Below are 13,437 nucleotides of genomic sequence, written 5' to 3' on the forward strand. Positions count from 1 at the left end.
AGTTCACCGAGCTCGTCGGCCGCGCCCGTGCCGAGCTCGCCGACGCCGACGCCAAGGCGCGCGCCCGCAGCGCGTTCGCCGACGCCGCGTCGGCCGAGAAGGGCATCGCGCGCGAGGTGTCGGAGCTCGAGGCCGAGGCCCGCCGCGCGGCCACCCGCGACAGCAACATCCCGCGTGCGCTCCAGGAGTCCCGTGAGCTGCTGGCGCGGGCCGCGGGGCTCGACGCCGACGACCTCCCGTTCGTCGGCGAGCTCGTCGAGGTGCGCACCGAGTTCGAGCCGTGGCGCGAGGCCTTCAACCTCGCCCTCGGCGGCTTCGCCACGACGCTGCTGATCGATGCGGCGCACGTGGACCGCTTCCGCGATGCCATCGAGTCGGTCCGCACGCCGGCCCGCCTGCGGTTCGAAGGCGTCCACACGGGTCTCGAGCCCGTCGGCGGCCTCGACGCGCGGACGCTCCCCGGCCGCCTGGACTACCAGGCCTCGCCGTTCACGGGCTGGCTGCAGGAGCGCCTCGAAGACCGTCACGGCTACGTCTGCGTCGACTCCGGCATGGAGCTCGCGCGCCACCGCACGGCGCTCACGATCACAGGCCAGGTCTCGCAGGGCAGTCGCGGCGCGCACGGCGGTCACGGCCGCGAGAACGTGCTCGGGTTCTCGAACGAGCGCCGTCTGAAGGACCTCGCGCGCCTGCTCGACGACGCCCGCGGGCGGCTCGCGCGCGCTGTCGCCGAGATGAACGCGGCCAGCGCCGCGCTCGACTCCGTCGACGCGCGCACCGCCGTGTACGCCAAGCTCGTCGACCTCACATGGGAGCAGGTCGACGTCGACGCGGTCACGGCGGAGCGCGACCGGTGGATCGCCGTGCAGGACGACGTGACGGCATCCAACCCCGAGATCGCCCGTGTGCAGGGCCAGATCGCCGTCGCGAAAGGCAAGGCGGCCCGCCTCCGCGAGGAGATCGCCCGCACGACGGTCGAGCGCGAGCAGATCGAGTCGCAGTGGAGCAACGTCATCGACGACGTCGACTCCGATCAGACGGTGGTCGACGCGGCCGAGGACGCGGAGCGGACGCTGACCCCCGAGCAGAGCGCGTTCCTCGACGACCGCTTCAGCCTGACCGAGCCGTCGAAGCCGGCGAGCGCTTCGGCAGCGCTGGACGGGTTCGCCGCTGCGCTCACGACCGCGGCGCAGCGCCTCGCCGAGGATCGCCGCGTTGCGGTCGACTCGCTGGAGCAGCAGCGCGACAGCGTGCGACGCATCATGGTGAGCTTCCTCGAGCGCTGGCCGAACCCGAACCTCCTGCCCGACCCGGACGCATCGATCGACGACTTCGAGCGCATCCTCGAGGCGCTCAAGACGAGCGGATTGCACGAGCTCGAAGCCGAGTGGCGCGACAGCCTCCTCAAGCTGTCGGGCAACGACCTCACGAACCTGGACTCGACACTCAGTCGCTCCATTCGCGAGATCCGCGACCGCATCGAGCCGATCAACGAGATCATGCAGGATCTGCCGTTCTACGACGACGACCATCGCCTCCAGATCACGACGCGCGAGAACCAGTCCGAAGCTCGCCGGCGCTTCCGGCGCGAGCTGCGCGACGTGCGCGCGCTGATCGAGGCGGCGTCCACCGACGACGAGCGCGAGCACGCGTACCGCCGCATGTCGCGTCTCATCAGCCACATGCGTCGCTCAGCACCCGACTTCGCCGATCTCATCGATGTGCGCAACCACGTGCGAGTGAGCGCCGAGCGTGTCGACGCGGCGACGAAGCAGCACGTCGCGCTGTACGACCACATCGGCGAGAAGTCCGGCGGCGAGTCCCAGGAGCTGATCGCGTTCATCGTCGGCGCGGCGCTGCGCTATCAGCTGGGGGATGCCGGAGCCGCGCGCCCGCGCTACGCGCCGGTCTTCATGGACGAAGCGCTCATCAAGGCCGACGCCCACTTCACGAAGCGGGCGATCGGCGCGTGGCGGGGGCTCGGCTTCCAGCTCGTCATCGGTGCTCCGAACGACAAGTACAGCGCCATCGAGCCGCACGTCGACGTCGAGTACGACATCCTCAAGGACACCCGCGGGCGCTCGTGGGCCAAGCCGAAGGTGGGGCTCCGGACGTGATCCCCAAGCCCGTGGTCGGGATCCTGGGTGCCGGCCGGTTCGGCATGGTGGTCGCGCGCCTCGCGACGAACGCCGGCTATCCCGTCCTCATCGCGGGCTCGGGCGATCCGAGGAGGATCGCGCTGCCGCACGACCTGACCGACGTGGTCGCCGCCACCGCGGCCGAGGTCGCCGAGCGGGCCGACGTGGTGGTGCTCGCCCTCCCGATCGGCAAGTACCGCACGATCCCGGCGGGGCCGCTGGAAGGCAAGCTCGTGATCGACGCGATGAACTACTGGTGGCAGACCGACGGGATCCTCCCCGATTTCACCGATCCGCTCACCTCGAGCAGCGAGGTCGTGCGGGACCACCTGCCGGGCTCACGGGTCGTCAAAGCCTTGAACCACATGGGCTACACCGACCTCCAAGACGAGGCCCGGCCGTCCGGGCAGGCCGACCGGAAGGCGATCGGCATCGCCGGAGACGACCCCGCCGACGTCGACGTCGTGGCGGACTTCGTCGACGGCCTCGGCTTCGACCCCGTCGTCGTCGGCAGGCTCTCCGACGGCGTGCGGCTCGAACCCGGCACGGATCCGTTCGGTGCCGACGTCGAGGCGGAAGAGCTCCGCCTCATGATCGACAGCTTCCCGACCTCGCAGCGAGGACGCCGGAGAGTCGCCGCGCAGCGTGCCACCCCGAGCGAGCGTGCAGACTCCGAATAATGGATCGCCCGCCTATCGTGAGTGCATGGACGTGCAATTCGTCGCGGGTTTCGGCCCCATCGTCACGGACGACGCCGCCTCCCAGGCGTTCTATCGAGAAGGCTTGGGCATCGCGCTCGACGAGCCGTCGCCCGGCTACCTGGACACGCACTCGCTCGGTGGCGTGAAGGTGTTCGCGCTCTGGCGGCTGGCGGATGCCGCGGCATCCACTTTCGGCACGGCGGAGTGGCCGAACCACCTGCCCGTGCCGCAGGCGTGGCTCGAGTTCGAACTCGCGTCACCCGAGGCCGTCGCCGCGGGGGAGCAGGAGCTGCGCGACGCGGGTCACGAGATCCTCACCCCGTCCCACGTCGAGCCGTGGGGGCAGACGACTGCTCGTCTGCTCAGTCCGGAGGGGATGCTCGTCGGGCTGTCGTACTTCGCGCAGCTGCACGAACACTGACCGGCCGGATGACAGTCGTGGTCGTCGAGGGCGAGAGCGATCGGATCGCGCTCGAAGTCCTCGGCGCGAGGATGCGCCGACGGCTCCCGCGAATCGCGATCGTCAATGGCGCGGGCGGCGCCCGCCGTGCCGTCGCCGAGCTGGGCGGGGAGAGGATCTTCGGACTGGTCGACGCGAACGAGCGCGCACAGTTCGAGAGCGTGATCGAACACGTGTTCGTGTGCGATCCCGATCTGGAGGGAGAGCTCGTCCGGGCGCTCGGCGTCGACGCCGTGGAAGCGCTGATCGCGGCGCAGGGCGAGCTCGAGTCGTTCCGGCGCCTGCAGAATCAGCCGGCGCAGCGCGGGAAGCCGAAAGGCGCCCAGCTGGCGCGGTTCTTCGGCGGACGCAGCGGCAACAAGCGTCGGTACGCGGGCCTGCTCGCCGCCGCCGTTCCCCTCGACCGAGTGCCCGAACCCCTCGCCGCGCTCATTCGAGCCGCCGCCGACGGGGGCGAGCCTCAGGACTCCGAGGGAACCAGCGGCAGCTCGAGTCCGTAGTTCCAGGAGAGGATCGCAGGCTGCTCGCGGTAGAAGCTGAGCACCGACACCGATCCGGCATCCAGGGTGATCTGGGCGCCGAAGCGCGGGGCCAATCGCAGGTAGACGGCGGTCAGGATGCGCAGGAAGTGGCCGTGCGCGACGACCGCGACGTCTCCCTCCACCATTGCGGGCAGCACTCGCGTGAGCACGCGCGATGCCCGGGCGGCGACCTCCTCCACCGTCTCGCCGGGCGTCTGACCGCGAATCACGCCGTGGGTGAAGGCGCTCCAGTTGTAGCCGAGCTCGCGGCGGATGTCGCGCGTCGTGCGCCCCTCGTAGCCGCCGTAGTCCCACTCGACGAGGAGCGGATCCACCTCCGCGCGCAGCCCCGCCAGCTCGGCGGTGCGACGTGCGCGCTGCAACGGCGAGGTCAGGATGAGAGAGAAGTCGTAGCCGGTCACGAGCTGCCCGGCTCCGCGCGCGAGGTCTTCCCCGCGAGGGGTCAGCGGAATGTCCGTGAGCCCGGTGTGCCGGCCCTGCTTGGACCATTCCGTCTCGCCGTGTCGCAGGAGGACGAGCTTCCCGGACGGGTTGTCGGGAGCGGGGTGATCGGGCAGCGGATCGTTGGTGGGCACAGGGCAACCGTAGTGTCGACGCCCGACGAGCGGGGAACGCGCTCCGGCATCCGACCCGCCGATCGTCGGTCCGAAATCGCTGTCCGCTCCCGGCGGACTCACGAGGATGCTTGACTGAATGACCGTGAGGCGCGTGACATCCGCCGACGCCGGCGATGCTGTGTTCGAGCGATGGGTCGCCCATTTCGTCGACAACCGGTCACGACACGAGGCGATCGAGGCCTTGGTCGACTGGGAGGTGCCTGCCGATCTTCCCGACCCTGTTCGTGCGGGCATGGTCAGGTCGTTCCAGAGGTTCGCGTTGGGCGAGGGCGGCGACGGCGAGCACCTGATGCGGAAGGCATCCGGGCGCAGCCGCGTCCAACGGGAGGCGCTCGGGATGCTCGTCGAGGAGGAGCAGCTGCATTCGGAGCTGTTCACCCGGGGCCTCCGGCACCTCGGCGCTGGGGAACTGGACGGCCATTGGTCCGACCGCGCCTTCACGTATCTGCGCCGATCGCTCGGACTCCGCACCGAGCTCGCCTTGTTCCTGGCGGCCGAGGCGGTGGCCATGCCGTACTTCGTGGTGCTCGCGCGTTCCGGACCCGACGAAGTGATCCGCGGCATCGGCACACGCATCGCCCTCGACGAGGAGCACCACCTGACGTTCCAGATCGACCAGCTGCGGCTCGGCTTCGCGGTGACACCGCGGGCGGTGCGAGCGCTCGTGTTCGCGGCATGGTGGTTCGTCGCAGTCGGCGCGGCGACGGTGGTCGCGATCGACCACGGCGCGGCGCTGCGGATCTGCGGGCTCCCCGTCCGCACGTACTGGGGCGCCGCGCTGCGCTCGTTCCGAAGGGCAGCGGCCGCCGCGCTGGCCTGAGCCCGGCGCATGCGCGTCCGCCTGGGTCACCAGGCGATGCGCACCTTCGAGCCGGATCGCCGCAGAGTCGCGGCGAGGTCCTCCACCCATTCGCGCGCGCCGGCAGCAGAGTCGGCTGCTTCGTAGATCGCCCACACGAGCGAGCCGACGTAGACGGTGTCGTCGGCGGCGCCGGCATCCCAAGCCTGAATGAGCGGCTCGAGAGACTGCGAGACGGTCTCGTCGTGGCGAACGAGCAGCCTTCGGATGAAGGCGTGCGCTGCCTCGCGGGTCAGTCCGCCGGGCCCCACGACGGGGAACAGCACGCCGTCGCTGATCTCCACCTGGAGGTAATTCCAGTCGGGCAAGGGACTCTCCAGACGCACGCAGGCCGCGTGTACGCCCCGGACTCTACACGGCGCCTCACCCGGCAGGGGTGAGCACCCAGCCTCCCGACACCGACGCTGGGGAGAATCGCACCGTCCTCAACCCAAGGAGACATCGATGGGCACGCAGAACCTCGCGCTGATCGTCGGATCGTACGACGACCCCACGGCGGCGTCGGATGACTACGAAGAGCTGCAGAGCGGGCAGGACGCCGGCGGCTATGAGATCGTCGGCGCCGTCGTACTGACCCGCGACAAGGACGGGAAGGTCCAGGTCACGGAGCACGGCGACAAGTCGGTCGCGCACGGTGCGGCCTGGGGTGCCGGCGCGGGCGTCGTCGTCGGACTGTTCGCGCCTCCGCTGCTCGCGGCGACGGCGGTCGGCGCCGGCATCGGCGCGATCCTCGGCAAGATCAAGAAGGGCCGCGAGGAGAAGAAGTTCGGCGACGACGTCGACGAGTATCTCGCTCCGGGCACCTCCGCGGTCGTCGCGGTCGTCGACGACCGCTGGGCCGACAAGGTCGAGAAGGCGCTCCTCCGTGCGGACAAGCGCATCAGCAGGGCGATCGACACCGATGACTACGAGAAGCTGCAGAAGGCGATCGAGGACTCGGCCGACGACATCGTGGAGCAGATCAACTCCTAGTCGCCGTCACAGCGTCCCGGCGTAGTGCGACACGTGGTACGTGTGCGACGTGCCGGGCGGATCCTGCAGCCACGTGCTGACCATGAGGTGCAGGTCGCCGACAGAGCCGGTGGAGTAGGGGTGGATGAACCCGCCGTACAGCCACGGCTCCTGGTCGCCGGTGACCTGCACCTTCGGTTCGCTCCATGGACCCTCGGGACGTTCGGCCCGCCGGGAGACGATCCGGCCCGGCAGCGAATACGTCATCGCCCACGCGCCGTCCTGCAGAAGGCGCACCGACGGCTCGCCGAACGGCTCCTCGGGGAGGACGGAGGTGCAGGGCTGTCCCCACCGCCAGCTCCTGGTCTTCTCGCTCCATCCGAAGGGCTCGTACGCCTCCCCGTCGAGGATGCGCTGCCACGGCACCCGCTGCAGCATCATCGGGCCCTTCTGCCGGCCTGCGCGCACAGAGTAGACGTACACGAACCTGCCGTCCCGCTGCATCGTCCACATCTGGAAGGGGTCGAGGTTGGCGGCGTCGTTGGCCCACGCCGCCTCGGGCACGTCATGGAAGTCGTTGCCGTTGTCCGAGTAGGCGAGCCCCGCCCTGCCCGTCTTCCACGGCGCGCTCCAGTCGTACACCGCCATGTAGGACAGCACCTGCCTGCCGGTCTCGGGGAACGAGACGGCGTCGTTGGGGATCCGCGTGATCTCGGCGTCGAGGTTCGCGAACGGCCTCGGGAAGTGCATGTAGTCCATCAGCTGCGGCGCCCGACCGTCGCCGAGCACCCGCGCGGCTGAATCGAACACGATCCCATCCGGCGCGGAAGGCTGCGCATTCGATCGCAGCATCACCGGCGATCGCCAGTCGTTCCCCTCTTCCGGCCATGCCGACGCGAACGTGTCTCCGAACAGGAAGCCCACCGACCCGTTCTCCAGCAGATACGGGATGCCGAGATCCGTGCCCGCCACGCGCCATCGACGCGCCGTGTCCAGGTCGGCGCCGGTCAGCCGCTTCACGAAGTGCGCGGGCTGCCGCGCCAGCTCCTCCCACTCCTGTCGAAGCGGCGGCGCCGGGTGCACGCGCTCCTGGCCGACGATGTTCTCGCGCCACTTCTTGTCCGGTTCCAGCCGACCCGCGCCCCCGCCCATCGCAACGTCCTCTTCGTCGTCCACGGATGGTCGCCACGAGACTGATCCCGGTCCGTGGCACCTCAAGTGTCGCGCGCGGCGCTGAGTCGCGTCCACCACGCGGGCTCAGCCGGCATCCCGACTCTCCGGATGGTCAGGCCGTCGAAGCCGCCCCCCGGGAACACGCCGGTCGTCATGGCGGTGGCCCGCACGCTGCGCGGCGCCAGCCGCTCAGCGGCTCTCGCGGCCCGCGACCCCACCTGGACCGCTCGCGGATGATCGACGTCTGCGCCATCATCGTCGACACCCACCCCGGAAGCCGACGCGCGGGGTCTGAGTCACCTCGCGCCCGCCAGTCGGGACGTCGACAGCCACGGCCGTCGCCGCTCGATCACCCGAACCAAATGCCCGTGTTCACGCCTTTGCGGTGGTTCACTGTTCCCCCGTCGATCGGGGCCGTCTCGTGGCCGGCGAGCTCGTGCACCCATGGCGGATGCTGATCTATCGACACCGAGCCCGTGCCGCTCGTGAAGTACGTGACGACCGGCGGGCTCGCGACGAACGCGGCAGCGAGGGCGGGGGCACCTGCGACGCGCACGAAGGCCTCCCGCGCGTACAGATCTCGCATGAACACGGCGAACGTCTCGGGATCGCTCGGTGCAGGTTGCTCCGATGCGCCCGGGATCTGTGAGAGCAGCTCGCCCACGATGGCCTCACGCTGCGCAGCCGATAGCCGATCGAAAGCCGCGGCGTACGCCCTGTCGGCGATGCTGCCCGGGACGTATCCGAGCACGTAGGCGTATCGCGACATCAGCTCCTCATCGCCGATCGGATGCGATGTGTGTCGCTTGTTCACGAGCCCTCCCGCTTGATGAGCGCCAGGGTACGCCTACCCGAAGCGCTCCGTCCATGGCGCAGTGGTCGGGCTTCAGAGACCGGGGCGTGAGAGTCGGAGCAGGGTGCGGGCGAGGGCGTAGCGGGTGCGGCCGGTGGCCGTGCGCGGGTCGTAGCCGAGGGTCTGGGCGAGGGTCGCGATCTTCTCCTGCACGCTCGAATGGTGTCTGCCGAGCCTCGTCGCGGCGGCGCGGGCACTGCCGGAGTCTGCGAACGCGTCGAGCAGGTCCAGGGCGCGCCGGTCGAGCGCCGCGAGGGCGGCGGCGTCGGGATGGAGCTCGAGGCGTCGGTCGGCGACATCGGCCAGCAGGAGGATCGCGCCGAGGGCCGCCGCGTCGATGACGGGATTCTCGTCTGAGCTGAGGCGGAGCGCGACGAGCGCTGAAGCCCACGATTCGGCTAGTCGAGCGGGTGGGAGAGGGATGCCGATGCCGGCTCTCCCGTCGCATCGCAGACCTTCGCGGTCACGGCAGAGCAGTGCACGGGCGAGCCCGCGTGAGGTTACGACGATCGCGGTGGGGCCGATTTCGGGCGCTGCCACGTCGGGAGGAAAGGCGACCGCGCTCAGAGCCGGCTCGGCGTCGAGATGCAGGCGTGCCAATGCGGTGCCGCGCTCCTGGTCGGTCGCGAGACTGCTGAGCACGATCTCGATCGCTCCCGCACTGTCCGTGGCACGCCGGGCCGTGGTGATCGCGAGGGCGATGGCGAGCCGTTCGAGGACCATCGCATCGTTGGCGTGTGCGGCGCCCTCGCGCTCGATCCACACCGTCGCGTCGTCGCCGGCGTCACGGGACGGCCAGTCGCGCGATGCCGGAGGCTGTCGCTCCAGGGGGCGGCCGTCCGGCCCCACGCGCACGATGCGCCCGGGCATCTGAAGACCGACAGGGACGCCGGTCAATGCGGCCGCGCTGCGAACGAGGCTCTCAGCCCCCACGCCCGACGCGACCAGCGCATCGAAGTACGAGACGACTTTGAGTGTCTCGCTTGCCTGGGGATCGAGCGCCGTGAGGCGCCCCAGAAGCTCCTGCATGGTCCGGGCTCCGTTGCACGTCTGCGGTCAACGATAGTCGCGACCGCACGAAGAGGGCCGGGGCCGCGGGCCAAACGGCTCCGCGACCCCGGGAGAGCTCAAGAGCCCAGGATGCGGTCGAGCCAGCTTTCTCGGGCCGCTGTCGCGGCGCGGGACACGGTCGCGTGCGGGACCATCTCGAACCCGTGGAATCCGCCTGCCCACACGTGCAGCTCGGCCTGCACGCCGGCCTCCCACAGTTTCGTCGCGTAGGCCACGTCCTCGTCGCGGAAGACTTCCGCGCTGCCGCAGTCGATGTAGGTCGAAGGGAGGCCGGACAGATCCGTCGCGCGTGCCGGGGCGGCGTAGATCGAGACGTCGTCGGATCCCCTGCGGTCGCCGAGCAGCGCCGTCCACCCCGTGACGTTGGATCCCCGATCCCAGACGCCGATGCCGTCGATCTGCTGCGTCGACACCGTCGCGTCGCGGTCGTCCAGCATGGGGCACATGAGGAGCTGGCCGAACAGGGCGGGTCCCTGACGGTCGCGCGCGAGCAGGGCCGTTCCGGCCGACAGTCCGCCGCCGGCGCTCCCGCCGCCGATGAGGATTCGGGCGGGATCGACGCCCAGCTCGTCGGCGTGCGCTGCCGTCCAGACCAGGCCCGCGTAGCAGTCTTCCACGGGATACGGGTCGGGGAACTCGGGAGCCAGACGGTACTCGACGCTCACAAGCACGGCGTCGTGGCGATCGATCGCGCTGAAGAAGCCCTCGACGCCGTCCATCCGGCCGCCGATGATCATGCCTCCGCCGTGCGTGTGATAGATGCCCGGACCGGTCCCCGTGTGGCGCTCCTTCGCGATGACGGTCACGACGATGTCGTCACCGAGGTATCCCGGGATGATGACGTCTCGGCGCGTGAGGCCGAGCGCCGCCATCCGAGCCTGGAGGGCTTCCGGGTCGGTGAGCGGATTCGCTCGGAGCACCGGGATCAGATCCGGGGTGAACGTCGCCGGCAGCTGTTCGCGCAGAACGGTCAGGGCGGCCTCCAGCTCGGGGTCGAACGGCGGGCGTACAAGGGTGTCGGTCATGGTGAACTCCATCGTCCAGTGCCACTCTTTCATGGCAGCTGTCGACCATGCTGACTGTGGGCGCATGAGCGCGGCACCCGCCGAATGGGGCCGATTCGCGGCATCCCACCCGCCGACCGGCGGCTCGGATTCAGCCCGGGTAGTGCGTCCGGTGATGCGGTGGAGCGCCGGTGCGACCGGTTATCGACCGACCTCGATCTCGTCGAGATCCTTGCCGACGACCAGCCGCCCGCTGAATCCTCGCCCTGCCTGCCGCCACCGAGAGATCGAGTTGTCGCCGGGCGCGAGGTGGTTGAGGACGAGCGTGCCGGCGCCCGCCGACTCCGCGACGCCGCCGACATCCTCGATCGTCGTGTGGGACTCGAGCAGATGGCGCAGCGTCGCCTCGGCGGCGGGCGTCCGCGGCTCGGGGAAGCGAGCCTCCGCCCACTGCCGGTCCATGACCTCATGCACCAGGACGTCGGTGCCCTGGGCCAGCTCGATCAGGTTCTCCGAGGGTGCCGTGTCGCCCGAGAACGTCACCGACCCCTGGTCCGTGTCGAATCGGAAGGCGAAGGACGGGAACACCGGGGAGTGCTCCACCAGCGTCGCCGTGACTCGCACTCGTGAGTCCTCATGCACCGCGAAGGGGCGGATGCGCGGCATCGGCGCGTGGTCGACAGGTGCCTCCACTCCGGCGGGGAGCGTGATGTCGTGTGGGGCGAAGGCCGCAAGTGGCGAGACGCCACCGCTGCCGCGGAGCCGCTCGTTCAGATCTGCCGCGAACGCCTCGCTGATGCGCTCGGTCATTCGGACGGTGCCCGCGGTGGGCTCGTCGGCGGCGATGACGACGGGGTCAGGGCGGTTGCCGAGCACGGGAGGCAGGCCTCCGCGGTCGCCGGGACCGTAGATGGGCACGGGGTGGGCGCCATCGGTGATCCCGTTCCACATGCCGTTGATGATGAGGGACGCGTACTCGGCGAGATGGTCGGAGTGCATGTGCGTGAGGAACACGCCTGCCAGCCCCGTGAGGGGGCGGGCGCTCGGTGCCGTCGAGGTGCTCAACCCGGCGTCGGCGGCTCGACCGAGCGCGCCGTGCCCCAGGTCGACGAGGTAGAACGCGTCGCCGACGACGACGGCGGATGCGACTCCGGCCCGACCGCTGTAGAGCGTGGGTCCACCGGCGGTGCCGAGCAGAACCAAGGTGGTGCCGCCGGTGCGTGGCCGACTCAGGGGTGCGCTGAAGGAGCCGGGGAGCGCTGCACCGGTCGTCGCAAGGCCCGCGATCCCGGCCAACGTCGACACGCCGGCCGCTTGGATCAGCCGTCGACGTGACAACGAGGACTGCTGCGCGACATCGTCCTGCACGGGTCTGTTCTTCCTCGACATCGAGCTCACCTTCGGTTCCCTTGCTTCGAACGGATTGACTCCCCGATTATCAGGTGAACTGAAACTCACGTCAACGGTCAGTCGCTCACGACGGCGACCCGCGGATTCTGGTTCACTGATGCCAGGACGCCTCGCCGGGGGCGAGAGACCGACCCCGCGTCAGCGAACCGGAGAGATCATGGTGCGAGCGACTCGAGACCGGACCGTCCAGCGCGCGCCCGAGGCCGCGCCGAGCGAGTGGCGGCGCCTGTTCTCACGGTCGACCATCGTCATCCTCGTGATCGCATGGGCCACGACGATCGTGTTCCTCACGATCGGACACGAGTGGGTGACGCATCCGGCGAACGCGGCAGTGGCAATCGGCTGCTTCGTCGTCATCCTGGGCGCGATCATGGTCGCCGCCTTCGGGGTGGTCAGCCATGCAGAGCATCTCGCGGAGAAGATCGGCGAGCCCTTCGGAACCCTGATCCTCACGCTGACGGTCGTAGTCGTCGAGGTCGTGCTGATCGCATCGATCATGCTCGGCCCGGGCGGGTCGGCGACGATCGGCCGCGACTCGCTGTTCGCGGTCATGATGATCATCGTCAACGGCGTCCTCGGCCTCACGATCCTCCTCGGCGCGCTGAAGTTCGGACCGCAGCGGTACAACATGGAGGGCGCGTCGATCTACATCGCGATGATCGCGGCGCTGTCGCTGGTCACGCTGGTGCTGCCGAGCTTCCTCAGCTCCACCAGCGACGGCAGCCTCGTCCCGCTCCAGTCGATCGGCATCGCCGTGCTCTCGGCGGCCTTGTACCTCTTCTTCCTCTTCATGCAGACTGGCAGCGACCGGGCGCTGTACCAGCAGCCGCTCCCGGCGGATTCGCCTCCCGCCCCGGCGCCTGCGCACAGCAAGCCCACCGCCAGGGAGGTGGTCGCTCGCTCGGTCCTTCTCGTTGCCACGGTGCTGCCCATCATCCTGCTCGCACATGATCTCGGCATCCTCGTGGACCGTGGTATCGAGCTCACGGGCGCGCCGGTCGCGCTTGGCGGCGTGATCATCGCGATCATCGTGTTCACGCCGGAAGCGATCACCGCTGTCCGTGCGGCGCTCGCCAACGAGAACCAGCGCGCGCTCAACCTGGGCCTCGGCGCGTTCGTCTCGACCGTCGGCCTGACGATTCCCGCGATCCTCGTGATCGGCTTGGTCACCGGCCAGCCCGTCATCCTGGGGGAATCGCCGGGCAACATGGTGCTCATCTGCATCACCCTCGTGATGACGGTGATCACCTACTTCGCGCCCAGAACCACCGCCGTCCACGGCGCCGTGCATCTCATGCTGTTCGGCGTCTACGGCGTCCTGCTCTTCGCACCCTGACGCCGGCCGGTCTGGTCGCGGACGACCGGCAGGGCGATAATCGCTCGCATGAGGCTCCGGATGCTGGTGCTCGCCATCGCCTCGCTCCTGCTGATCGCGGGCACCGTCCTGGTGTTCGGGGCGTTCGACGCCCACTCGCACTCCGTGAGCGACACGATTCGGCCTTTCCTCATCACGATGGCACCGATCTGGGCGGCCTTCGGGCTGGCCTGTTGGATGGCGATCAGAGCGGGAACCGCAGGGCGCGACCACCGTTAGGTCGCGCCTGGGAGTCGGCGCAGGCCTGCGCTCACGCGGGAGATGACCGTGGGGACGCCTCGTT

15 protein-coding genes are annotated in these 13,437 nt (G+C 69.7%); 8 read left to right on the top strand and 7 right to left on the bottom strand.

What is annotated here, in order from left to right; all coding sequences use genetic code 11:
• The first annotated feature begins 116 nt into the window (after window positions 1-116).
• The 4 genes from ACH3VR_RS23365 to ACH3VR_RS21690 are packed head-to-tail and all read left to right on the top strand — an operon-like array spanning window position 117 to window position 3,799.
• Window positions 117-2,117, top strand: coding sequence for an ATP-binding protein (locus ACH3VR_RS23365; protein WP_449566858.1), 2,001 nt, complete (start codon window positions 117-119; stop codon window positions 2,115-2,117).
• Window positions 2,114-2,818: an NADPH-dependent F420 reductase gene (locus ACH3VR_RS21680; protein WP_397558417.1), complete on the top strand. Its 705-nt coding sequence runs from the start codon at window positions 2,114-2,116 to the stop codon at window positions 2,816-2,818. The genes ACH3VR_RS23365 and ACH3VR_RS21680 overlap by 4 nt, the downstream gene beginning before the upstream one ends.
• Window positions 2,819-2,843: 25 nt before the next feature.
• Window positions 2,844-3,260, top strand: a complete 417-nt coding sequence (locus ACH3VR_RS21685) for a VOC family protein (protein WP_397558418.1) — start codon at window positions 2,844-2,846, stop codon at window positions 3,258-3,260.
• Between the two features lie 8 nt (window positions 3,261-3,268).
• Window positions 3,269-3,799, top strand: coding sequence for a toprim domain-containing protein (locus ACH3VR_RS21690; protein WP_397558419.1), 531 nt, complete (start codon window positions 3,269-3,271; stop codon window positions 3,797-3,799).
• Here the strand turns inward: ACH3VR_RS21690 and ACH3VR_RS21695 are convergent.
• Window positions 3,760-4,416 (bottom strand): histidine phosphatase family protein, encoded by a 657-nt coding sequence (locus tag ACH3VR_RS21695; protein WP_397558420.1) that lies wholly within the window; start codon window positions 4,414-4,416, stop codon window positions 3,760-3,762. The genes ACH3VR_RS21690 and ACH3VR_RS21695 overlap by 40 nt on opposite strands.
• Window positions 4,417-4,549: 133 nt before the next feature.
• On the opposite strand from ACH3VR_RS21695, the gene ACH3VR_RS21700 reads away from it, so the two are divergent.
• Complete coding sequence (locus tag ACH3VR_RS21700; protein WP_397558421.1) at window positions 4,550-5,278, top strand: ferritin-like domain-containing protein; 729 nt, start codon at window positions 4,550-4,552, stop codon at window positions 5,276-5,278.
• Between the two features lie 26 nt (window positions 5,279-5,304).
• On the opposite strand, the gene ACH3VR_RS21705 is transcribed toward ACH3VR_RS21700, so the two are convergent.
• Window positions 5,305-5,625, bottom strand: a complete 321-nt coding sequence (locus ACH3VR_RS21705; protein ID WP_397558422.1) for a hypothetical protein — start codon at window positions 5,623-5,625, stop codon at window positions 5,305-5,307.
• 136 nt (window positions 5,626-5,761) lie between these two features.
• Here ACH3VR_RS21705 and ACH3VR_RS21710 point away from each other — a divergent pair, with 136 nt between their 5' ends.
• Window positions 5,762-6,289, top strand: a complete 528-nt coding sequence (locus ACH3VR_RS21710; protein ID WP_397558423.1) for a DUF1269 domain-containing protein — start codon at window positions 5,762-5,764, stop codon at window positions 6,287-6,289.
• Window positions 6,290-6,295: 6 nt separating this feature from the next.
• Here the strand turns inward: ACH3VR_RS21710 and ACH3VR_RS21715 are convergent, their stop codons facing one another.
• The 5 genes from ACH3VR_RS21715 to ACH3VR_RS21735 form a co-directional block, all read right to left on the bottom strand.
• Window positions 6,296-7,444 carry a DUF4185 domain-containing protein gene (locus tag ACH3VR_RS21715; RefSeq protein ID WP_397558424.1) on the bottom strand — a complete coding sequence of 383 codons (1,149 nt, stop codon included), beginning with the start codon at window positions 7,442-7,444 and terminating at the stop codon, window positions 6,296-6,298.
• Between the two features lie 346 nt (window positions 7,445-7,790).
• Entirely contained in the window at window positions 7,791-8,210 is a 420-nt protein-coding gene (locus tag ACH3VR_RS21720) for a hypothetical protein (RefSeq protein WP_397558425.1), read from the bottom strand.
• 117 nt (window positions 8,211-8,327) lie between these two features.
• A complete protein-coding gene (locus ACH3VR_RS21725; protein WP_397558426.1) occupies window positions 8,328-9,323 on the bottom strand; it encodes a hypothetical protein in 996 nt (331 codons plus the stop codon).
• Window positions 9,324-9,421: 98 nt separating this feature from the next.
• A complete protein-coding gene (locus ACH3VR_RS21730) occupies window positions 9,422-10,390 on the bottom strand; it encodes an alpha/beta hydrolase (RefSeq protein WP_397558427.1) in 969 nt (322 codons plus the stop codon).
• A gap of 180 nt (window positions 10,391-10,570) precedes the next feature.
• Entirely contained in the window at window positions 10,571-11,758 is a 1,188-nt protein-coding gene (locus tag ACH3VR_RS21735) for an MBL fold metallo-hydrolase (RefSeq protein ID WP_397558428.1), read from the bottom strand.
• Window positions 11,759-11,936: 178 nt separating this feature from the next.
• Between ACH3VR_RS21735 and ACH3VR_RS21740 the strand changes: the two genes are divergently transcribed.
• Entirely contained in the window at window positions 11,937-13,115 is a 1,179-nt protein-coding gene (locus ACH3VR_RS21740; protein WP_397558429.1) for a calcium:proton antiporter, read from the top strand.
• Between the two features lie 48 nt (window positions 13,116-13,163).
• Window positions 13,164-13,373, top strand: coding sequence for a hypothetical protein (locus ACH3VR_RS21745; protein ID WP_397558430.1), 210 nt, complete (start codon window positions 13,164-13,166; stop codon window positions 13,371-13,373).
• The last annotated feature ends 64 nt before the right edge of the window (window positions 13,374-13,437 follow it).

It is taken from the genome of Microbacterium alkaliflavum, assembly GCF_044325405.1.
In the GTDB taxonomy this organism is placed as follows: Bacteria; Actinomycetota; Actinomycetes; order Actinomycetales; family Microbacteriaceae; genus Microbacterium; species Microbacterium alkaliflavum.